At 72.6% G+C, this 21,253-nt stretch carries 20 protein-coding genes; 5 read left to right on the forward strand and 15 right to left on the reverse strand.

Annotated elements, in window-relative coordinates; translation table 11 throughout:
- Positions 1-16 precede the first annotated feature (16 nt).
- Positions 17-2,845 (reverse strand): type I DNA topoisomerase, encoded by a 2,829-nt coding sequence (gene topA, locus IF47_RS0114660; RefSeq protein WP_031509212.1) that lies wholly within the window; start codon positions 2,843-2,845, stop codon positions 17-19.
- Positions 2,846-3,097: 252 nt separating this feature from the next.
- Between topA and IF47_RS0114665 the strand changes: the two genes are divergently transcribed.
- From IF47_RS0114665 to IF47_RS0114675, 3 genes are all read left to right on the forward strand, one after another.
- Positions 3,098-3,541 (forward strand): TM2 domain-containing protein, encoded by a 444-nt coding sequence (locus tag IF47_RS0114665; protein WP_031509213.1) that lies wholly within the window; start codon positions 3,098-3,100, stop codon positions 3,539-3,541.
- Between the two features lie 6 nt (positions 3,542-3,547).
- The gene (locus IF47_RS0114670; RefSeq protein WP_031509214.1) at positions 3,548-3,961 is read left to right on the forward strand and encodes a DUF2752 domain-containing protein; all 414 of its coding nucleotides are present in this window, start codon (positions 3,548-3,550) and stop codon (positions 3,959-3,961) included.
- A gap of 208 nt (positions 3,962-4,169) precedes the next feature.
- Positions 4,170-4,415 (forward strand): TM2 domain-containing protein, encoded by a 246-nt coding sequence (locus tag IF47_RS0114675; RefSeq protein WP_031509215.1) that lies wholly within the window; start codon positions 4,170-4,172, stop codon positions 4,413-4,415.
- 160 nt (positions 4,416-4,575) lie between these two features.
- On the opposite strand, the gene IF47_RS0114680 is transcribed toward IF47_RS0114675, so the two are convergent.
- The 6 genes from IF47_RS0114680 to bldG all read right to left on the reverse strand — a co-directional run bounded on the left by IF47_RS0114680 (position 4,576) and on the right by bldG (position 11,029).
- Entirely contained in the window at positions 4,576-4,773 is a 198-nt protein-coding gene (locus IF47_RS0114680; RefSeq protein WP_031509216.1) for a hypothetical protein, read from the reverse strand.
- 112 nt (positions 4,774-4,885) lie between these two features.
- Positions 4,886-6,460, reverse strand: a complete 1,575-nt coding sequence (locus IF47_RS0114685) for a DUF7059 domain-containing protein (protein WP_031509217.1) — start codon at positions 6,458-6,460, stop codon at positions 4,886-4,888.
- Between the two features lie 48 nt (positions 6,461-6,508).
- Positions 6,509-7,093, reverse strand: coding sequence for a hypothetical protein (locus IF47_RS0114690; protein WP_031509218.1), 585 nt, complete (start codon positions 7,091-7,093; stop codon positions 6,509-6,511).
- A 226-nt stretch (positions 7,094-7,319) separates the two neighbouring features.
- Positions 7,320-9,806, reverse strand: coding sequence for a sodium-translocating pyrophosphatase (locus tag IF47_RS0114695; RefSeq protein WP_078591827.1), 2,487 nt, complete (start codon positions 9,804-9,806; stop codon positions 7,320-7,322).
- Between the two features lie 303 nt (positions 9,807-10,109).
- Positions 10,110-10,541, reverse strand: a complete 432-nt coding sequence (locus IF47_RS0114700; RefSeq protein WP_031509220.1) for an ATP-binding protein — start codon at positions 10,539-10,541, stop codon at positions 10,110-10,112.
- Positions 10,542-10,687: 146 nt separating this feature from the next.
- Positions 10,688-11,029, reverse strand: coding sequence for an anti-sigma factor antagonist BldG (gene bldG, locus IF47_RS0114705; protein ID WP_031509221.1), 342 nt, complete (start codon positions 11,027-11,029; stop codon positions 10,688-10,690).
- Positions 11,030-11,236: 207 nt separating this feature from the next.
- Between bldG and IF47_RS0114710 the strand changes: the two genes are divergently transcribed.
- Positions 11,237-13,702: a DEAD/DEAH box helicase gene (locus tag IF47_RS0114710; RefSeq protein WP_078591838.1), complete on the forward strand. Its 2,466-nt coding sequence runs from the start codon at positions 11,237-11,239 to the stop codon at positions 13,700-13,702.
- On the opposite strand, the gene IF47_RS29460 is transcribed toward IF47_RS0114710, so the two are convergent.
- From IF47_RS29460 to ssd, 7 genes are all read right to left on the reverse strand, one after another.
- Entirely contained in the window at positions 13,626-13,976 is a 351-nt protein-coding gene (locus tag IF47_RS29460) for an Rv3654c family TadE-like protein (RefSeq protein ID WP_078591828.1), read from the reverse strand. The genes IF47_RS0114710 and IF47_RS29460 overlap by 77 nt on opposite strands.
- The gene (locus IF47_RS0114715; protein ID WP_037732624.1) at positions 13,960-14,322 is read right to left on the reverse strand and encodes a TadE family type IV pilus minor pilin; all 363 of its coding nucleotides are present in this window, start codon (positions 14,320-14,322) and stop codon (positions 13,960-13,962) included. Before IF47_RS0114715 ends, IF47_RS29460 begins: the two co-directional genes overlap by 17 nt.
- Positions 14,309-14,518, reverse strand: a complete 210-nt coding sequence (locus IF47_RS0114720) for a DUF4244 domain-containing protein (protein ID WP_031509224.1) — start codon at positions 14,516-14,518, stop codon at positions 14,309-14,311. The genes IF47_RS0114715 and IF47_RS0114720 overlap by 14 nt, the downstream gene beginning before the upstream one ends.
- 115 nt (positions 14,519-14,633) lie before the next feature.
- Complete coding sequence (locus IF47_RS0114725; protein ID WP_051717683.1) at positions 14,634-15,452, reverse strand: type II secretion system F family protein; 819 nt, start codon at positions 15,450-15,452, stop codon at positions 14,634-14,636.
- On the reverse strand, positions 15,449-16,300 hold the full coding sequence (locus IF47_RS0114730) for a type II secretion system F family protein (RefSeq protein WP_037732626.1): 852 nt from the start codon (positions 16,298-16,300) through the stop codon (positions 15,449-15,451). The genes IF47_RS0114725 and IF47_RS0114730 overlap by 4 nt, the downstream gene beginning before the upstream one ends.
- 77 nt (positions 16,301-16,377) lie before the next feature.
- Positions 16,378-17,601 (reverse strand): TadA family conjugal transfer-associated ATPase, encoded by a 1,224-nt coding sequence (locus tag IF47_RS0114735; protein WP_078591829.1) that lies wholly within the window; start codon positions 17,599-17,601, stop codon positions 16,378-16,380.
- Positions 17,598-18,704, reverse strand: coding sequence for a septum site-determining protein Ssd (gene ssd / locus IF47_RS0114740; protein WP_051717684.1), 1,107 nt, complete (start codon positions 18,702-18,704; stop codon positions 17,598-17,600). Before ssd ends, IF47_RS0114735 begins: the two co-directional genes overlap by 4 nt.
- Before the next feature lie 451 nt (positions 18,705-19,155).
- Here ssd and IF47_RS0114745 point away from each other — a divergent pair, with 451 nt between their 5' ends.
- A complete protein-coding gene (locus IF47_RS0114745; RefSeq protein WP_031509229.1) occupies positions 19,156-19,992 on the forward strand; it encodes an HAD family hydrolase in 837 nt (278 codons plus the stop codon).
- A 383-nt stretch (positions 19,993-20,375) separates the two neighbouring features.
- Here the strand turns inward: IF47_RS0114745 and IF47_RS0114750 are convergent, their stop codons facing one another.
- Positions 20,376-21,224 carry a Fic family protein gene (locus IF47_RS0114750; protein WP_051717685.1) on the reverse strand — a complete coding sequence of 283 codons (849 nt, stop codon included), beginning with the start codon at positions 21,222-21,224 and terminating at the stop codon, positions 20,376-20,378.
- Between the last annotated feature and the right edge of the window lie 29 nt (positions 21,225-21,253).

The following is a 21,253-nucleotide window of genomic DNA, read 5'->3' on the forward strand; positions in this document are numbered from 1 at the left end:
CGGCTCACCCCTCGGTTCACTCCTCGGTCTTCTCGGCCGCCGCCTTCCTCGTCGTGGCCTTCGCCGCGGTCTTCTTGGCCGTGGTCTTGGCCGCCGCCTTCTTGGTGGTGGCCTTCTTCGCGGTGGTCTTCTTCGCGGCCGTCTTCTTGGCCGTCTTCTTCGCCGGGCCCTTGGCGCGCTTCTCCGCGAGGAGTTCGTATCCGCGCTCCGGCGTGATCGTCTCCACGTCGTCGTCGCGGCGCAGCGTCGCGTTGGTCTCCCCGTCGGTGACGTACGGACCGAACCGTCCGTCCTTCACCACCACCGGGCGTCCGCTGACCGGGTCGGTGCCCAGCTCCTTCAGCGGCGGCTTGGCGGCGGCCCGACCGCGCTGCTTGGGCTGGGCGTAGACGGCCAGCGCCTCGTCGAGGGTGATCGTGAAGATCTGGTCCTCGCTCTGCAGCGACCGCGAGTCGGTGCCCTTCTTCAGGTAGGGGCCGTAGCGGCCGTTCTGCGCGGTGATCTCCTGCCCGCTCTCGGGGTCGGTGCCGACCACGCGCGGCAGGGAGAGCAGCCGCAGGGCGTCGTCGAGGGTGACGGTGTCCAGGGACATCGACTTGAACAGGGAGGCCGTGCGCGGCTTGACCGCGTTCTTCCCCGTCTTCGGCGTGCCCTCGGGCAGCACCTCGGTGACGTACGGGCCGTAGCGGCCCGCCTTGGCGACGATGGTGCGGCCGGTCTCCGGGTCGGTGCCCAGTTCGACCTCGCCGCTGGGCTTGGCCAGCAGCTCCTTGGCGTACTCCACCGTCAGCTCGTCCGGCGGCAGGTCGGCGGGCACGTCGGCGCGGCGGCCGGACTCCCCGTCGGGGCCCACCTCCTCGACGTACGGACCGTAGCGACCGACGCGCAGCACGACGCCGTCGCCGACAGGGAAGGAGGAGACGCCGCGGGCGTCGATCGCGCCGAGGTCGGAGACCAGGTCCTTCAGACCGCCGAGGTGGTCGCCGTCGCCGTTCCCGGCGTCGGCCGCGGCGGCGTCGCCGGCGCCCGGCTCGTCGGTGCCGAAGTAGAAGCGGCGCAGCCACGGCACGGCCTCGGCCTCACCGGCGGCGATGCGGTCGAGGTCGTCCTCCATCTTCGCGGTGAAGTCGTAGTCGACCAGCCGGCCGAAGTGCTTCTCCAGCAGGCCGACGACGGCGAAGGAGAGGAAGGAGGGGACGAGCGCGGTGCCCTTCTTGAAGACGTAGCCGCGGTCGAGGATGGTGCTGATGATCGACGCGTACGTCGAGGGGCGCCCGATCTCGCGCTCCTCCAGCTCTTTGACCAGCGTGGCCTCGGTGTAACGGGCCGGGGGCTTGGTGGCGTGGCCGTCCACCGACAGCTCGGTGGCCGTCAGCGGGTCGCCCTCGGCGACCTGCGGCAGCCGGCGCTCGCGGTCGTCGAGGTCGGCGCCGGGGTCGTCGACGGACTCGACGTACGCCTTGAGGAAGCCGTGGAAGTCGATGATCTTGCCGGAGGCGCTGAACTCCACGTCCCGGCCGTCCGCGCTGCGGCCCCCGACCTTCACGGTGACGGACTTGCCGGTGGCGTCCTTCATCTGGGAGGCCACCGTCCGCTTCCAGATCAGCTCGTACAGCTTGAACTGGTCGCCGGTCAGTCCCGTCTCGGCGGGGGTGCGGAAGCGGTCTCCGGAGGGACGGATCGCCTCGTGCGCCTCCTGCGCGTTCTTGACCTTGCTCGCGTAGGTGCGGGGGCGGTCGGGCAGGTAGTCGGCGCCGTAGAGCTGGGCGACCTGGGCCCGGGCGGCGGCGACCGCCGTGTCGGAGAGGGTGGTGGAGTCGGTCCGCATGTAGGTGATGAAGCCGTTCTCGTACAGCTTCTGGGCCACCTGCATGGTCACCTTCGCGCTGAAGCCGAGCTTGCGGCTCGCCTCCTGCTGGAGGGTGGTCGTACGGAACGGGGCGTAGGGCGATCGGCGGTACGGCTTGGACTCCACCGAGCGGACGGCGAAGTCGGTGTCCTCCAGGGCGGCGGCCAGCGCGCGGGCGGCGACCTCGTCCAGGTGGAGGACCTGTCCTTTGCCGCCGTCCTTGAGCCGACCGTCGGGGCCGAAGTCGCGGCCCTGCGCGACGCGGCGACCGTCCACCGCGGTCAGCCGGGCGGCGAAGGAGGACGGGTCGGCGGCGCCGCCGGCTCCCCGGCCGGCGGCGAAGGTGCCGGTCAGGTCCCAGTACTCGGCGGGCCGGAACGCGATGCGCTCGCGTTCGCGCTCGACGACCAGCCGGGTGGCGACGGACTGCACACGGCCCGCCGAGAGCCGCGGCATCACCTTCTTCCACAGCACCGGCGAGACCTCGTAGCCGTAGAGCCGGTCGAGGATGCGGCGGGTCTCCTGGGCGTCCACCAGGCGCTGGTTCAGCTCGCGGGTGTTGGAGACGGCCGCGCGGATGGCGTCCTTGGTGATCTCGTTGAAGACCATCCGGCGGACCGGGACCTTGGGCTTGAGCACCTCCTGCAGGTGCCAGGCGATGGCCTCGCCCTCCCGGTCCTCATCGGTGGCCAGGTAGAGCTCGTCGGACTCCGCCAGGAGCTGCTTGAGCTTCTTGACCTGGTCCTTCTTGTCGCTGTTGACGACGTACAGCGGCTCGAAATCGTGGTCGACGTTGACGCCGAGCCGGGCCCACGGCTCGCCCTTGTACTTGGCCGGGACCTCGGCGGCCCCGTTCGGCAGGTCGCGGATGTGCCCGACGCTGGCCTCGACCACGTAGCCAGGACCGAGGTAGCCCTTGATCGTCTTGGCCTTGGCCGGCGACTCGACGATCACGAGTCGGCGCCCGCCGTGTGTGGTCTTGCTGGTCGGGGACAACTTCTTCTCGCTCTTCTCTCCGGTTCCGTGGCTTCCTGGTTCCGGTCCGTGGTCGGCTGTGCGGTCGGACGGTGTTCTGTTCGCGCCCTCGCTGCGGAGTGTGACGGTACCTCCCGCCCCCGTGTCAAACGGGAAAAGTCCACAACGCCACTCGAACGGTAACCCGACAACCACCATTCCTGCCGCCCGGTGGGGACTGGCAAGATGTGGGCATCTGTCTGTCCCAGCCACGCACCTCTCGGGGGAATTCCGATGTCCGACCCCTACCAGCAGAACCCGTACGGCCAGCCACAGCAGCCGCAGGACAACCCCTACGCGCAGCAGCCCGGCCAGCCGGGTCAGCCCGCGTACGGATACCCCCAGCAGCCCGGCCAGCCCGCGTACGGATATCCCCAGCAGCCCGGTCACCCCGGCCAGCCCGCAGCCCCGGGCGCCTACACCGGGGACCCGAACGCCCCGTACGGGTACGACGCCTACGGCCGTCCCTACTCCGACAAGTCCAAGGTCGTCGCGGGCGTGCTCTCCCTCTTCCTGGGCGGCTTCGGCGTGGGGCGCTTCTACACCGGCCACACCGGACTGGCCCTCGGCCAACTGTTCACCTGTGGCGGCTGTGGCATCTGGTCGCTGATCGACGGGATCATGCTGCTCACCCAGGACGGCGCCACGGACGCCCAGGGCCGTGTGCTGCGGAGCTGATCCGCGATGACCGAGGGCCTCGCCCGGTTCCGCTCCCTGTGGTCCCACCCCGCCGCGCCGCCGCTGGCGACGCTCGCGGCCGGGCTCGCCGGGGCCGTCTACCTGTGGGGAACCAATCCGCACGAGCCCGGGCAGTTGCTGCCGCGCTGCCCGTTCAACCTGGTGACCGGGCTGCTCTGCCCGGCGTGCGGCGGTACGCGCATGGCGTACGACCTGATGCACGGGGACGTCGTCGCCGCCTTCCACGACAACGCCCTGCTGCTGACGCTGGGGGTTCCGGCGGCGGCGTACCTCGGCGGGCGGTGGCTCGTGGCGGGGCTGCGCGGTCGCCGCTACCGGCCGACACCGGGGAAGGTGGGGACGGCGGTGGTGCTGGGGCTGGCCGTGGCGTGGACGATCGCACGGAATCTGGTCGGCTGATTTCTTTCCCTCTCCTCCCGCCGAATCCCGCCCGAGTCCGTTCCGCGTCCACCCAAACCTGTCCGAATCCTTTCGGATAACTGTTCGATCACGTCTCGGGGACGGAGGCAACCTTCGGGGCTCCCCACATGTCGGGGACTGTGCTGCGGCACACGGGTGTACGCCGAGGAGCCGCGGCTGTAACCGACGAAGCACGAAGGAGCCACCCATGGCGTTCAACGGCACCGCGCCCAACGGGCAGCCGTACTCAGAGAAGTCCAAGATGACCGCCGGTCTGCTGCAGATCTTCGTGGGTGGCCTGGGCATCGGTCGCTTCTACACCGGCCACACCGGCATGGCGATCGCTCAGCTCCTCACCTGCGGTGGCTGCGGCATCTGGTCGCTGATCGACGGCATCCTCTTCCTCACCAGCAACGACCGCACCGACAGCCAGGGGCGCGTCCTGCGTCCCTGACCCGTCGGCCGACGGCCGCCCCGCCCGGCGCGCCGTCCCACGACAGAGCGACGGCCCGCGTCCCGGAAGGACGCGGGCCGTCGCTTCCGTCCACCGGGCGCCTCCCCGGCGAGCGGACGCCGGGCGTCGGACGTGAAAGAGAAGGGGGAGACGGAAGGCGTCAGGGGCGTGTGAACGCCCAGACCCCGACGATCAGGAACCCCACGCCGAACAGGGAGGTGAGCACGGCCGCCATGGCCGGGTTCGCCCCCTCCGCCACGGGCTCGCGCAGCCGCACGCGCACCGAGGTCCACAACAGCAGTCCGACGCCGAACAGCGTGAAGGCCGCCCCGGCGAAGACAGCGGGTCCACTCTCCATGCGGGGCACGGTCGCACCCCCGAGGGACCTGTGGGCGAACGCGGAGTGAACGCCGCCGGAGAACCGGCGGACGACCCCGCCCGCCGGGCCCGTCACCCGTGTCGTCCCGCCGTCACGTGTCCCGCAGGGGAATCAGGAAGCCCTGTTCGACCAGCAGCCGGATCGACTCCGGGGTGCGGTCGCGCAGCTCCACCGGGTCCTCGCCGAGGAGTTGGGCGATGGCGTCGATGATGCGGCCCGCCGGGAGCGACCCGTCGCACACGCCCGCGAAGCCCGCGCCGACCGTGTCCACCCTCGTCGCCCGGCGCATGCCGCGGTTCTGACGCAGCACCACGTACTCCGGGTCGTCCGCGCCGGGCTTGCCGATCTGTTCCTGCGCCACTTCCTCCGCGAGTCGGAAACGGGTGGTGAGCAGGGCCGCGTCGTCCATGGTCCGCAGGAGGTCACGGCGCTCGAAGTGGGCGCGCACCGTCTCGCCGAGCGGCTGCTCGACGGGGTGGGGCCACTCCTCGACGGTGATCGACGGCCGTTCGGCGCCCGACTTGCGCAGGGTGATCCAGCCGAAGCCGACGCCCGTGGTCCCGCGCGCCTCGAACTCGTCCAGCCAGGCGTCGTACTTCGCGGCGTACACCGCCGGGTCGCCCAGGTGGTCGCCGCCGTCGCGCAGCCACAGCTCGGCGTACTGCGCGACGTCCTGCACCTCCCGCTGCACGATCCAGGCGTCGCAGCCGCGCGGCACCCAGGAGGCCAACCGCTCGCGCCAGTCCCGGCCGTCGGCGTGCTCCCAGTTGGCCAGGAGCTGGCAGTAACCGCCGTCGGCGAGGTGGTCGGCGGCCCTCTCGACGAGGGTGCGGCACAGGTCGTCGCCGCCCATGCCGCCGTCCCGGTAGGTGAGGCGGGTCCCGTCGGCGGCGCGAGGGGAGATGACGAAGGGCGGGTTGGAGACGATCAGGTCGTAGGGCTCCTCGCCCTCGACCGGGGCGAAGAGGGACCCCTCGCGCAGGTCCGGCTCGGGCGCCTCGGAGAGGGCCAGGGTGAGGCGGGTGAAGCGCAGGGCGCGGGGATTGAGGTCGGTGGCGGTGACGTGGCCGGCGTGCTGGGCGATGTGCAGAGCCTGGACGCCCGAGCCGCTGCCGAGGTCCAGGGCGCGGGCCACGGGGTTCCGCACCGTGATGCCCGCCAGGGTCGTCGAGGCGCCGCCGACCCCGAGGACGAGCCGCGAGCGGTCGGCCGCGCCCGCCGCCGCGGCCGTGCCCGTGTCCATGGCGGTACGGATTCCGCCGGCGCCGCCGACCGCGCAGCCGAGGTCGGAGACGATCCACCAGTTCTGCCCCGTAGGGCCACCGTAGGGCCGTACGTCCACCGTCGCCCGTACCGTGCCGCCGTCCGGTCCGGCGTCGGCGCCGTACAGCCAGCCGTCGGCGAGCGCGTCCTCGACCGGGAGCGCGGCACGGGCCCGCTCGTACGGCACGGGCCGCTGGAGCAGGAACAGCCGTACCAGCGTCTCGAGCGGTCCGTCACCGCGCGTGGCGCGCAGCGCGGGCACCGTTTCGCTGCGGGCCAGGGCGGCGTAGGCGGAGGCGCCGAGCAACTCCAGCAGTCCGTCGGGGGTGAAGCCGGCGGCGAGGAAGGCATCGCGCAGCCGGGGAAGGGCAGGGCCGGGGGTGGGGAGACGGTCCGTACTCACGCCCCCATTGTCCCGTGACGGCACCCGGCGTGCGCCGTCCGCCTCCGCTCAGGCCGCCGAGGCGGACGCGGACGGCGACGACGACACCTTCCGGCAGCCCTCCTCCTCGGTCATGGCCGACTTGAGGTCCCCCTCCCTGAGCTCGCCCAGCGCCTTCTCGACGGCCTCGAACTGCTTGGGGACCTCCTTCATGTCGTCGGTGATGTCCTGCAGGCCGTCGGCGAACTCCGCCTGGTCCTCGGTGTTCAACTGCTCGGCCTGCTGCTTCAGGTCGGAGTACGAGGTGGACAGTCTGTCGAGCGCTCCGGTGGCGTTCTTCTGGAGCTTGGCGCCGTCCTCGACCGGCGGAGCGCCCGCCTTCCGCAGGGCGTCGGACAGGGCCTTGAACGCGACGGAGAGGTCCTGGAACGCCTTCACGTCGGTCTCCTTTATCTCCTCCGGCGACTTCTCGCCCTCGGAGATGCGGGCCAGGGCCTTGTTGGCGTCGTCGATCGTCGCGTTCTGGGTGCGCAGCGCTCCGCAGTACGTCTTGACCCACTGCGCGGCCTTCTCGTCTCGCTCGTCCCCGCACCCGCTCAGGGTGAGGACGAGCGCCGCGCTGCCGGCCAGGATGGTCGCAAGCTTCTTGTTCACTCCGGATCGGTCCCTTCGTGGCTGTCCGGGCCGGAACATACACGCAGACGGACCAATGGCCGGTAAGCACGGCACACCTTGTGAGGGCATATGAGTGGTTATATGACTGTCTGAGGCAAGCGCATCTCACACATCCACGGCTCCCCCGACAGCTCTCCGCTCCGTGTCCGTGCGCCCCGACTTTCGGCCGGGGCGCACGGACACGGAGCGGAGAGCCGTGGGGTGCCTATGGGGTCGTCACCGTGGCCCCGGATTCCGACGGGCCCGACTCGCCACGGGAGGTGCCGGAGGAGCGACCGGCCTTCCCACCGGCCCTTCCGCCTCCTTCCTCCCCGTCCCCCGCACCGCCACCCGCACCGCTCCCGCGCTCACCGCTCTCGTCCCCGACCGCGATGCCGCGCCGTTTGGAGGCGTGGACCGCTCCGACGATGACGACGAGGGCCACCGCCGCGATGAGGATTCGCATCCCGACGTTGGCGTCGTCCCCGTGGCCGAACCGCACCACCGCGGGCGCGATCAGCAGCGCCACCAGGTTCATCACCTTCAACAGCGGGTTGATCGCGGGACCGGCGGTGTCCTTGAACGGATCGCCGACCGTGTCGCCGATGACGGTGGCGGCATGCGCGTCGCTGCCCTTGCCGCCGTACCGGCCGTCCTCGACGAGCTTCTTCGCGTTGTCCCAGGCCCCGCCGGAGTTGGCGAGGAAGACCGCCATCAGCGTGCCCGTGCCGATCGCGCCGGCGAGGAAGGAGCCGAGCGCTCCCACGCCGAGGGCGAAGCCGACGGCGATGGGCGCCATCACGGCCAACAGGCCGGGGGTGGTCAGTTCGCGCAGCGCGTCCTTGGTGCAGATGTCCACCACGCGGCCGTACTCGGGCTTCTCCGTGTAGTCCATGATTCCGGGCCGCTCGCGGAACTGGCGCCGCACCTCGAAGACCACCGAGCCCGCCGACCGGGAGACCGCGTTGATCGCCAGTCCGGAGAAGAGGAAGACGACGGAGGCGCCCAGGATGAGGCCCACCAGGTTGTTCGGCTGCGAGATGTCCAGGCTCAGGCCCAGCTCCCCGGCCTTGGCGTTCACCTCCTCCACGGCTTCCGCGATCGCGCCGCGGTAGGAGCCGAAGAGGGCGGAGGCGGCCAGCACCGCGGTGGCGATGGCGATGCCCTTGGTGATGGCCTTGGTGGTGTTGCCCACGGCGTCGAGGTCGGTGAGCACCTGGGCGCCCGCCCCCTCGACGTCGCCGGACATCTCGGCGATGCCCTGGGCGTTGTCGGAGACCGGTCCGAAGGTGTCCATGGCGACGATGACGCCGACGGTGGTGAGCAGACCGGTGCCCGCCAGGGCGACGGCGAACAGCGCCAGCATCACGGAGGCGCCGCCCAGCAGGAAGGCGCCGTAGACGCCGAGGCCGATCAGCAGGGCCGTGTAGACCGCGGACTCCAGGCCGATGGAGACGCCGGAGAGGATCACGGTGGCGGGGCCGGTCAGCGACGTCTTGCCGATGTCGCGGACGGGCTTGCGGTCGGTCTCGGTGAAGTAGCCGGTGAGCTGCTGGATCAGCGCGGCGAGCACGATGCCGATGGCCACCGCGACCAGTGCCAGGACCCGTGGATCGCCGTCGTTCGCGGTGATGGCCGTGTCGGTGACGCCGTCGAGTTCGGCGTAGCTGGACGGCAGGTAGGCGAACGCCGTGGCGGCGACGAGGAGCAGGGAGATCACCGCGGAGACGAAGAAGCCGCGGTTGATGGCGCTCATGCCGCTGCGGTCGGCGCGGCGCGGCGCGACCGCGAAGACGCCGATCACGGCGGTGACGACGCCGATCGCCGGGACCAGCAGAGGGAAGACCAGACCGGAGTCGCCGAAGGCCGCCGTGCCCAGGATGAGCGCGGCCACCAGGGTGACGGCGTAGGACTCGAAGAGGTCGGCGGCCATGCCCGCGCAGTCGCCCACGTTGTCGCCGACGTTGTCCGCGATGGTGGCGGCGTTGCGCGGATCGTCCTCGGGGATGCCCTGTTCGACCTTGCCGACGAGATCGGCTCCCACGTCGGCGGCCTTGGTGAAGATGCCGCCGCCGACCCGCATGAACATCGCGATCAGGGCGGCGCCCAGGCCGAAGCCCTCCAGCACCTTGGGGGCGTCGGCCGCGTAGACGAGCACCACGACGGCGGCGCCCAGCAGACCGAGGCCAACGGTGAACATGCCGACGACCCCGCCCGTGCGGAAGGCGAGCTTCATCGCCCGGTGGGACACCTCGGTCAGGTCCTTCTCGGGCTCCCCCTCGCCGGGCGTCGCCTCCCGCGCCGCGGCGGCGACCCGTACGTTGCTGCGCACCGCGAGCCACATCCCGATATAGCCGGTCGCCGCGGAGAATCCGGCACCGATCAGGAAGAACACCGAACGGCCGATTCGCTGGCCGACGCCGTCCGCCGGAAGCAGCATCAACAGGAAGAAGACCACGACGGCGAATACGCCGAGCGTGCGCAACTGCCGTGCGAGATAGGCGTTGGCGCCCTCCTGCACGGCGGCGGCGATCTTCTTCATGTTGTCGGTGCCCTCGCCTGCCGCGAGCACCTGGCGCACCAGCACCACGGCGACGACGAGGGCCGCTGCCGCGACGCATGCGACGACCAGCACAAGACCACGGTTGCCGCTGGTCAGCGCGGCTTCTGCCAGATGCAGCCGATCCTGCGGGGAGATGTTCTGCCGCGCCATTCGTCCTCCTTGACGTTTGGCACATGGGCGCACGCGAGCGTGCTGGGGCGTCCTGCCGCAAAGGACGGGGACGGATCGCGGGAGGCGTTCCGCGTCACAACCAGAGTGCGGTATTCGCTATTGGTCCGCACCCGCAGGGATCGAATGGCGGGGACGGACGGGCAGAAAAAACAATTCCCCCGAACGGAGGCGGATACTCGTCTTCCGCGCCGCGGGGGAATGTTCTCGCCGGATACCGGACAGATGGACACCGGACAGTTGGACACCGGCCGGACGGACACCGGCCGGATCCGGGATCGGGTGTCAGGGTTCGATGGGTTCCGGGGCGGTGGGCCAGCTCATCGCGATGAGGCCACCGTGGGCGTCGGCGGTCACCTCGAGGTCGTCCACCAACCCGCTGATCACCGCGAGTCCCATGTCGCCCTCGTCATCGTTCTCCGCGCCCTCCCCGCCGGGAGAGCCGTGGGCCGGCCCGCGCACGGCCTGCGGGACGTCGTCGCCGACCTCGATGCGGAACGCCTTCTCGTCCTCGATCAGCGCCAACCGGACGGGCGTTTCGAGGCCGTGCCCGATGTGGAGGCCGACCGCCCTGCTGCACGCCTCACCCACCGCGAGTCTCACCTCGTCGAGCACGGCCTCGTCGACACCCGCCCGACGCGCCACGGCCGCCGCCACCAGACGCGCTGTTCTGACGTGCTCGGGCAGCGGGCTGAAACGCAGTTCGACGGTGGCCATGCCATCCCCCTCGGTAAGTACGTGCGGGCACCTGACGCCCCGCGTGTCCGTGGCGCCAAGGGTGCCGGACCGCGCACGTGTGCACGGCCCGGCACCCTTGACAACCGCCTTGTGCGGGCTTGTTCCGGCTCGGCTTCCCGACCGGCTCAGTCGGTGGCGGCCACGGCCTCGTCGACCGAGGTGTGAATGGGGAACACCTTGGTCAGGCCCGTGATACGGAAGATCTTGAGAATGCGCTCCTGGTTGCAGACCAGGCGCAGCGAGCCCTCGTGGGCACGCACCCGCTTGAGCCCGCCGACGAGCACACCCAGGCCGGTGGAGTCGAGGAAGTCAACGCCCTCCATGTCCACGACCAAGTGGTAGCTGCCGTCGTTCACCAGCTCGACCAGTTGCTCACGCAACTTGGGCGCGGTGTATACATCGATCTCGCCACCCACCGAGACGATCGTGCGATCGCCGACGGTACGGGTCGACAGGGACAGGCCCACGGATCCTCCAGCACCTTGCTATCGAGCGGTCCGCCCCCTGGGATTCCCCGCCAAGAGCGGGAAGGGGGCCTCCCCACCGGTGGCGGAGAGTATCCCCGCCCGGGGTGGGGCTGGGGCCTCCCCACCGAAGGCAGGGCTGGGGCCTCCCCACCGAAGGTAGGGGACGGATCGGCAGCCGCAGAAGCATTCAATCACTTACCCAGGGGCCTGCACGACGCCTTGCGGGCATTGTCCGTCGCGCCGGTGACACACTCGATGCCGATGGCCAACGACCACCATGCGACGTCGGCAGACGCACGCCCCTCGCCCCTGTCTCCCCGAGCGGTCCTCCAAAGCCTCACCGCCGGGGCGGACCGGGCCATGCGCATCACCCATACGGAGCACTTGCCCCCACGGAACGGTCGTCATGCGGACTGGCCTGGTCGGATTCGGCAAGAAGTGATCGACGCGATCCGAGCGGCCGGTATCGAGCGTCCATGGGAGCACCAGGCCCGCACCGCCGAGCACGCCCTGCGCGGCGAGTCGGTGGTCATCGCCACCGGCACGGCGTCCGGCAAGTCCCTGGCCTACCTGGCCCCGGTGCTCAGCGCCCTGCTGGACGGCTCCGAGGCCCCGAACGGACGCGGTGCCACCGCCCTGTACCTCGCCCCGACCAAGGCACTCGCCGCCGACCAGCGGCGGGCCGTGGGCGAGGTGGCCGCGCCGTTGGGCCACGCGGTCCGCGCGGCCGTGTACGACGGCGACACCCCGGTCGAGGAGCGCGAGTGGGTGCGCCGGTACGCCAATCTCGTGCTCACCAACCCCGACATGCTCCACCACGGGATGCTCCCCGCCCACCCTCGCTGGTCCTCCTTCCTGCGCGCCCTGCGCTACGTGGTCGTCGACGAGTGCCACACCTACCGCGGCGTGTTCGGCTCCCACGTCGCCCAGGTGCTGCGCCGGCTGCGACGCGTGTGCGCCCGCCACGGCAGCGCCCCGGTCTTCCTCCTGGCCTCCGCCACCGCGGCGGAACCGGGCGAGGCGGCGACGCGGCTCACCGGTCTGCCCGTCGCCGAGATCACCGAGGACGCCTCACCGCGCGGCGAGGTGGTCTTCGCCCTGTGGGAGCCGCCGCTGACGGAGATGCGCGGCGAGCGCGGCGCCCCCGTGCGGCGCACGGCCACCGCCGAGACCGCCGACCTCCTCACCGACCTGGCCGTACGGGGAGTGCGGACCGTCGCCTTCGTCCGCTCCCGACGCGGCGCCGAGTTGATCTCGGTGATCGCCCGGGAGCGGCTGGCCGAGGTGGACCGTGCCCTGGCCGGACGGGTCGCCGCCTACCGCGGCGGCTACCTGCCCGAGGAGCGGCGCGCCCTGGAGCGGGCCCTGCACTCCGGCGACCTCCTCGGTCTGGCCGCCACCACCGCCCTCGAACTGGGCATCGACGTCTCCGGCCTGGACGCCGTCCTGCTCGCCGGGTATCCCGGCACCCGGGCCTCGCTGTGGCAGCAGGCCGGACGCGCCGGGCGGGCGGGGCAGGGCGCCCTGGCCGTCCTCGTCGCCCGGGACGACCCCCTGGACACCTATCTCGTCCACCACCCCGACGCGATCTTCCGCCGCCCCGTGGAGTCCACCGTCCTGGACCCGGACAACCCCTATGTCCTCACCCCCCATCTGTGCGCCGCCGCGGCGGAGATCCCCCTCACCGAGGCCGACTTCGCGCTGTTCGGTCCGACCGTTCCCGAGCTGATGCCGCTGCTGGAGCGGCGCGGGCTGCTGCGCCGCCGGGGAACGGGCTGGTACTGGACCCGCCGCGAGCGAGCCACCGACCTCACCGACATCCGCGGCCGGGGCGGCAGGCCCGTCCAGGTGGTGGAGGCCGACACCGGTCGGCTGCTGGGCACGGTCGACGCCGCTGCCGCCCACACCACCGTCCACGACGGCGCGGTCCACCTCCACCAGGGCCGCACCTACGTGGTCCGGCGTCTCGACCTGGACGACTCGGTCGCCCTGGTCGAGGAGGCCGCCCCGCCCTGGACGACGATGGCGCGGGACACCACCTCGATCTCCGTGCTGGAGACCGACGCCGAGGTCCCGTGGGGCGCGGCGCGACTGTGCTTCGGCTCGGTCGAGGTCACCAACCAGGTCGTCTCCTACCTGCGCCGCAGGCTCGTCACCGGCGAGGTGCTCGGCGAGGCCAAACTCGACCTGCCACCGCGCACCCTGCGCACCCGCGCGGTGTGGTGGACGGTCACCGAGGAGCAGCTCGACGCCGCCCGCGTGGGTCCGGAGATCCTGCCCGGAGCCCTGCACGCCGCCGAGCACGCCTCCATCGGCATGCTGCCCCTGTTCGCCACCTGCGACCGCTGGGACATCGGCGGCGTCTCCGTCCCCCTCCATCCCGACACCCTTCTGCCGACCGTCTTCGTCTACGACGGCCACCCCGGTGGCGCCGGCTTCGCCGAGCGCGCCTTCCACACCGCCCGCGACTGGCTGACCGCGACCCGCCAGGCCATCGCCTCGTGCGAGTGCGACAGCGGCTGCCCGTCGTGCATCCAGTCGCCCAAGTGCGGCAACGGCAACGATCCCCTGCACAAGCGCGGCGCCGTCCGGCTCCTCACCGAACTGCTGCGGCAGGCCCCGCCCGGGCCCGCACCTCGGTCCCGTACGGACCCGCCCGCACCCGCACCGTGAGGTCGGCGACGAGACCCCGCACCTCGCAGCGCATCACCCGCGCCCGCTGTGCGGCGGCCACCTCCCGGGCGGCGGCGCACGCCGCCTCCGCGCCCAGGACGGCCCGGTCGGCCGCCGCGAGCGCCGCCGTGTCCGCCGCCGCTCCCGCGCGGTGCCGCGCGGTGACGGCCTGCCCCAGACCCAGCGCGCCCACCGCCACCGCGCACAGCGCGACGCCGCACAGGACCGCCCACACCGTGGCCGAGCCCCGCTCCCGATCACCCCGGTTCGGCATGGGCCACCGCCTCCGCCTCCAGGCCCACGCCCAGCGGCCCCGGTCCGGCGGCTCGGGCCGTCACCCTCACCCGCACCAACTCGCCCTCCCTGGACATCTCCACCCGCGCTCCGTGCGGCGCGACCGCCCGTACCGCCTGTCGGATCCTCTCCGGCGGTTCGTCCCGGGCCGCCGCTCGCGCCCCGGCTCCCGCCGCGTCCACACACCGGACCTGCGCGACCATCGCCGTCACCCCCCACAGCAGCATTCCGAGCAGGGCCACCAGGGACGGCACCACCACGGCCGTCTCGGCCGTGACATGGCCCCGTTCCCGCGCATCCGCTCCGTCCCCGTCAGAAGCCCGCATCGAGCGCCCGCTCGATCAGTCCCCGCATCGCCGTGCTCACCGGGCCGCTGGTCACGATCTTGTAGAGCACCGCCGCGAACCCCGCCGCCGCGACCGTGCCCACCGCGTACTCCGCGGTGCTCATACCGGCCTGCGCGTCCTGGCTCCGTGCCCTGCGCACGACCCGATCGATCCCGTCCCTCGTCCGTGCCCACATGGTCCTCTCCTCGCTTTCCACGTGCTTCTCCGTCGCCGTTGCTGTCGTTGCTGTTGCGTCGCCGTCGCCGTCGTCCCACCGCCGTTCCGGTGTCCCGCCGCGCGGGCCACCCGGCTCACAGCAGCGCTTCCGCCAGGCCGATGACCACCGGAACCACCCCCGCCAACAGGAAGGCGGGGAGGAAACACAGTCCCAACGGCCCCGTGACCAGTACCGCCGCCCGCCGGGCCCGCTCCGTGGCCGCCCTCGCGCGGCGGGCCCGGTACTCGGCCGCCAGCCGCCCGACCGGTTCCACCGCCGGCACTCCGGTCGTCCCCGCCCGTTCCAGGCAGCGCGCCAGCCCCGCCGCTCCCGGCACCTCACCCAGCCGTCCCCAGACGGCGGCCGGGTCGCCGCCGAGCCTCAACTCGGCCGAGGCCCGCACCAGCCGTTCGCCGAGCGGCCCGCCGATCGAGCCGCCCACCGCGCCCGCCGCCTCGCGCGGACTCGACCCGGCCGCCAGACAGGCGGCGAGCAGTTCCGCGACGATCGGCAGTTGTCCGGTCAGGCGCGACTCGACGCCGCGATCGCCCGTTTCGAGAAACTTGCTCGGATATGCTCCTTTCGATTCGCCCGCCTGCGCGGCGCGGGTGCGCGCGAGGCGTCGAAGGCCGTACGCGGCGACCGCCCCGAGCAGGCAACCCAACGGGCCGCCGACCATGACGACCCCCAACGCCACGGCCCCGAACGCCACCGCCGCGTCCCGCACCGGCAACCGTCGCCACGCCCCGGACGTCCGGGAGGGTGTCCGGGAGACGCCCCCAGGCCCTCGCAGCACCTCCAGGCGCCGCCGAGCCCTCCTCCCCGAGGGCACCGCGCCCGCCAGGCGTGCGGCGGCCGACGCGGGCAGAGCCTCAAAAGTTGCCCACAGCCTGTGGACGAACGCGCCGCTCACCGCCGGTCCCCCTCCTCCGCCGTCCGGACGATGCGGGAGACCCAGGCCAGCCCGGCCCACTCCAGCAGTCCCGCCGCCGTCAGACAGGCCCACCCGGCCGGGCTGTGCAGCAGCACTCGCAGGGGCTGCGCCCCCATGGCACCGCCCAGCAGCAGCCCGAAGGCGGGCAGCAGCGCCAGTACCAGCGCGGTGGACCGCGGCCCCGCCAACTGGGCGCGCAACTCCTCCCGTTGATCGCGTTCCGAACGCAGCGCCCCGGCCACCCGGTCCAGGCCGTCGGCGAGTCCCGCGCCTCCGTCCACCGCCACCTGCCAGCAGGCGGCCATCCCGATCAGCCCGTCCGCCCCCTCCTGCCGGGCCGCCCTGCGCAGCGCGCCGGGCACGTCCCCACCGAATCGGGCCGCCGCCTGCACCGCCGCCCCGGCGTCCCCGAAGTCGGGCATGCCGACGGCCGGCAGGGCCCTCTCCGGTGTACGGCCCGCCCGCAGCTCGCCGGCGACCGCCGTGCACAGGTCGATGACGGCCTCCTCCCGCGCCTCCCGTGCTCGCCTCCGCTCCCGTCGCCGCAACCGGCGCCCGAGCAGGGGGACGGCCACCGCACCGGCCAACAGCGGCAGCACCGACTCCCCCGACAGCGCCAACACCGCACCGGCCGCCAGGCACCATCCCTCGCGGCCCAGCCGGGCCCCGAGCCGCCGCCCGACCCGGGCGACGGCCTCCGCCACCGATCGTCCGGGGCCACCCCACCGAAAGACCGGTTCGGCGCCGTCCGCGCACAGCAACCGTGCCCGGCGCGCCCCCTCCCGGGAGCCGCCCGACAACCGGCTCAGCACGCCGGCGCACACCATCGCCGCGCACACCGACCCCGCGTACACCGCCTCGGGCTGCGTCCCCAGTGATGCCCCCAGCGACGTCCCCACCGCCGTCACGGCGCACCACCCCCGCCTCGCGCGCACAGCCGCTCCAAGCGCGGCCAGCCCCGCTCTCGGAGGAAGCCCTCCGAACCCCACACCACGGCCGGCACCGTCGTCACCAGACCGTGGCGGTCCTGCTCCAGTACGTGGACCTCGGCGATCCGGCGCCGTCCGCGGCGGTCTCGCGCCAGGTGGATCACCACCGACAGCGCCGCCGCGAGTTGGCTGTGCAGCGCGGCCCGGTCGAGCCCGGCCGTGGTGCCCAGCGCCTCCAACCGGGCGGGCACGTCGGCCGCCGCGTTGGCGTGCACCGTTCCACAGCCGCCCTCGTGGCCGGTGTTCAGCGCCGCCAGCAGATCCGTGACCTCCGCGCCGCGCACCTCGCCGACCACGAGCCTGTCCGGCCGCATCCGCAGCGCCTGCCGCACCAGGTCCCGCAGGGAAACCCGTCCCGCGCCCTCCTGGTTGGCCGGTCTGGTCTCCAACCGGACCACGTGCGGATGATCGGGGCGCAGCTCCGCGGAGTCCTCCGCCAGGACGATCCGCTCCCGCGACCCGACCAATCCCAGCAACGTCGACAGCAGAGTGGTCTTTCCCGAGCCCGTCCCGCCGCTGACCAGGAACGACAGCCGGGCCTCCAGAACCGCCCGCAGCAGCCCGTCACCGCCGGGCGGCACCGTTCCGGCCGCCACCAGCTCCGACAGGGCGAAGGCGCGCGGTCGCACCACCCGCAGGGACAGGCACGTGCAGCCGACCGCCACCGGCGGCAGCACCGCGTGCAGCCGGGTGCCGTCCGGGAGCCGGGCGTCCACCCAGGGACGGGCGTCGTCCAACCTCCGTCCCGCCGAGGTCGCCAGCCGCTGGGCCAGCCTGCGGACCGCCGCCGCGTCCGGGAAGCGGACCTCGGTGCGCTCCACCCCGTTCCCCCGGTCCACCCAGACCTCGTCCGGAGCCGTCACCAGCACGTCCGTCACGTCCGGCTCGACCAGCAGCGGTTCGAGCGGGCCCGCGCCGACCATCTCCGAACGCAGGGCCTCCACCACGCCCAGCACAGCGCTGTCCCCGAGCAGCCGTCCCTGGGCGCGCAGCGCCGCCGCGACCCTGGCGGGCGTGGGTTCGGCGCCGGTCTCCGCCAGCCGCAGCCGCACCGCGTCCACCAGCGTCCGCGGGGCTCCGGCTCCGACGGCCGGGCCTTCCGTGCCCGTACCCGCGCGGACATCCGTGCGCGCGCTCATACGGCCACGCTCCCCAGTCCGCCGGAGGACGGCGCCCCACCGCTCTCGGGGAGCGCACGCGCCCAGAACTCCGAGCAGAACCGGGCCAGTGGGCCCCGCGCGTCCGCGCCGGGCGGCCGACCCCCGTCCACCGCCGCCGAGAGTCCTTCCTCGGTGGGAACCTCACCGGCGAGCCGCATCCCCAGCAGCCCGGCGATCTCCGCACCGCCCAGACCGCCCCCGGAGGGTCTGCGCACCACCACCCGCAGATCCCGCAGCACCATGCCCGCCCGGGAGGCCACCCGCTGCGCCGCCGCGACCGCCCGCAGTTCGGCGGGGACGACCAACAGGCCCAGGTCGAGCTGCGCCAGCGCCTCGGCGACCGCCTCGTCCAGCCGCCTCGGCAGATCCACCACGACCACCCCGCCACGGCGTCTGGCCGCGCCCAGGACCGCGCGCACCGCCTCGGGCGGGACGACCACGCTGCCCCCGCGGTCCCAACTGAGCACGCGCAGCCCGTGCAGCCTCGGCAGGGACTCCTCCAGGGCCACACCGCCGACCCGGCCGCGCGACTCGGCGAACGCGGGCCAGCGCAGGCCCTCCGTCCGCTCCCCGCCGAGCAGGATGTCCAGCCCGCCGCCGAGCGGATCGCCGTCGACGAGCACCGTGCGGTGCCCGGCCCGCGCCGCCGCGACGGCCAGCGCACACGCCAGGGTGGACGCCCCGGCACCGCCCCGACCGCCCATCACCCCCACGGTCAGCGCCTGCCGTCCGACGCCCTCGGCCGCGTCGGCGATCCGCCCGGCGAGCCAGGACTCCCCGTCCGGCAGGAGCACCACGTGCTCCGCTCCGATCCCCATGCCGCGCCGCCAGATGCCGGGGTCGTCCACGTCCCTGCCGACCAGCAGCACGCCGGCCCGACGCGCGGGGGCACGCGCCGAGCGGGCCAGTGGACCGGCCCGGTCGTCCCCGACCAGCACCAGCGGAGCGCTCTCCCACGCGCCAGGCCCCGGCGGACCCCCGTGCGCCACCTCCGCCTCGGCTCCCGCCGCCGCGCAGAGCCGGAGCAGATCGTCCAGCAGTTTCTCGTCCTCGGTGACGATCAGAACACTTCCGGTCACCATCACGATCCCCTTCCGGATTCGCACCTCCCGGTTCGCGGCACATCCGCGAACGCCGTGCTCAATCACCGTGCGGGGGATCGGAAAAACGAGATGATCTTGGTCTAAATACGTGGACAACTCGGCAGTTGTGAATAACTCGCTCACCCAAACGAGTGGCCTCCGGTGAGCAGCCTGACGAATACCGAGAGTAACGGTCCACAAGGGTGCGAACGCTCGAACCTCGGAAGGTCGAGCAGGGCGCGGGAAAGGCGTCGAACGACGCGAAAGCCCCCGGACATGCGACGACCCCCGCCGGGGGGGAGAGCGGGGGTCGTCCCCACGGCCGACTCGGGGGGGGGAGGAGCCGGACCGGGGTAGCACGGTCGCGAACGATCCGTGACTTCCATGGTGTACCCGAGAGCCTTCTCAGGCAAACCCACGCGCCCCACCTTACGCCGAATGGTGGGCGCATATGCTCACCCTCGTGGAAAACCACTCGCTGCCGCGCACCGCCGCCTTCTTCGACCTGGACAAGACGGTCATTGCGAAGTCGAGCACGCTCACCTTCGGCAAGTCCTTCTACCAGGGCGGTCTGATCAATCGACGCGACGCTCTGCGCACCGCCTACACCCAGTTCGTGTACCTCGTGGGCGGCGCCGATCACGACCAGACGGAACGGATGCGCGCCTACCTGTCCGCGCTGTGCCGCGGCTGGAACGTCCAACAGGTCAAGGAGATCGTCGCCGAGACGATCCACGAACTCATCGACCCGATCATCTACGACGAGGCCGCGTCCCTCATCGAGGAACACCACCTCGCCGGGCGCGACGTCGTGATCGTGAGCACCTCCGGCTCCGAGGTGGTCGAGCCGATCGGCGAGCTGATCGGCGCGGACCGCGTCGTGGCGACCCGCATGGTCGTCGAGGACGGCCGCTACACGGGCGAGGTGGAGTACTACGCGTACGGCCCGACCAAGGCCGAGGCGGTGCGCGAGCTGGCGGAGTCCGAGGGGTACGACCTCTCCCGCTGCTACGCCTACAGCGACTCGATCACCGACATACCGATGCTGGAGGCGGTCGGCCACCCGCACGCCGTCAACCCCGACCGGGCGCTCCGCCGGGAGGCGATGGCCCGGGAGTGGCCGATCCTCACCTTCCAGCGTCCGGTCCGCCTCAAGCAGCGACTGCCCGCGTTCTCCATGCCCCAACGGCCCGCCCTCGCCGCCGCGGTGGCGGTCGGCGCGGCGGCGGCCACCGCCGGCCTGGTGTGGTACGCGAGCCGACGACGCGCCCGATTCGACGCCGTATAGAGGCGTTTGAAGTCAGAAGTGAATTCCGTCGGGAGATGTTCCGCTTCGTCGCCCGGTGGAGTACAAAGGAATCAGAAGGCCCGCGAGACCTGAACCGAAACACATCCGAGAGGAAGTCCGGTACAGACAAAGGCCCCACGGACCTGACACATGGAAACCGGGAACCCACGCGCAGCAGACCCGCGATCGGGCCAGCCGCATCGGGGTCGGGCGAAGTCCCCCCTGATGTTCCGGCAGATACCGTGCACGCCTGGTACCCCGGTGGACATGCCAGCGGCGGCACCGACTTCGCGTCGGTGCCGCCGCATCTCCGTTCCGGGGCGGGGCCGTCACCCGAGGCCGCCGCACGAGACCGGGCGCCTCGCCGAGCGCCCGGAGGGTCGTCAGGCCGCTCCCCGCTGAAGGGCCTCGCAGACGGCCGTGCTCTCGCGCGCCCCCAACTCCACCGCCCGGCCACAGTGGGCGATCCACTCGGCCATGCCCTCCGGCGTCCCCGAGACGTACCCCTCCAGCGCGCGGACGTAGGCCTCGCCACCCTGCTCGGCGTGGCCGACCTCCGCCGGGCAGATGGACTTCGGGTCCAGACCGCCGCCGATCAGGACGATCCGCTCCGCCGCCCGGGCGACCAGGCCGTTGTGCATGCCGAAGGGGCGCAGGGCCATCAGTTCGCCGTGCACCACCGCCGCGGACACCAGCGCCGGCGCGGACGTGCCCGCCACGACGAGTTGGGCGAGACCGTCCAACCGCGCCGAGACCTCGGTGGCATCCAGCAGCGGGAACCCGTCGAGCAGCGGTTCGGTGACCGGCTCGCCCGGCAGCCGCGGCCGGCCCACCGGCTCGTCCCCGGAGCGCACCGAGTTCGCGTTCCGCACGTCACCGCCCGCCGCCACCAGGTGGAGCCGGGCCAGCACCCGCAGCGGCGACTGCCGCCACACGTCCAGCAGTTGCCCGACCTCGGCCGTCACCCGGAGCGCCGCGCCGACCGTGCGCGCCTCGGCGTCCGCCCCGAAGTCACTGCGGCGGCGCACCTCCTCCAGCGGCCAGTCGGCCCCGCCGAGCGCGGCGGAGGCCCTGGCCCCGCGCAGCGTCGCCTCCGCGGTGACCTCGCTGCTGCGGCGCCGCATCACCCGGTGTCCGTACACCCGGTCCACGGCTCCGCGCACCGATTCGACGGAGTCGGCGACGCCGGGCAGCGCGCCCAGCGCGGCGAGGGGATCAGCAGTCGTAGGCATGCCTAGACCCTACGCATCCCCGAACGACG

The sequence above is a fragment of the Streptomyces megasporus genome, assembly GCF_000718985.1.
Taxonomy (GTDB): domain Bacteria; phylum Actinomycetota; class Actinomycetes; order Streptomycetales; family Streptomycetaceae; genus Streptomyces; species Streptomyces megasporus.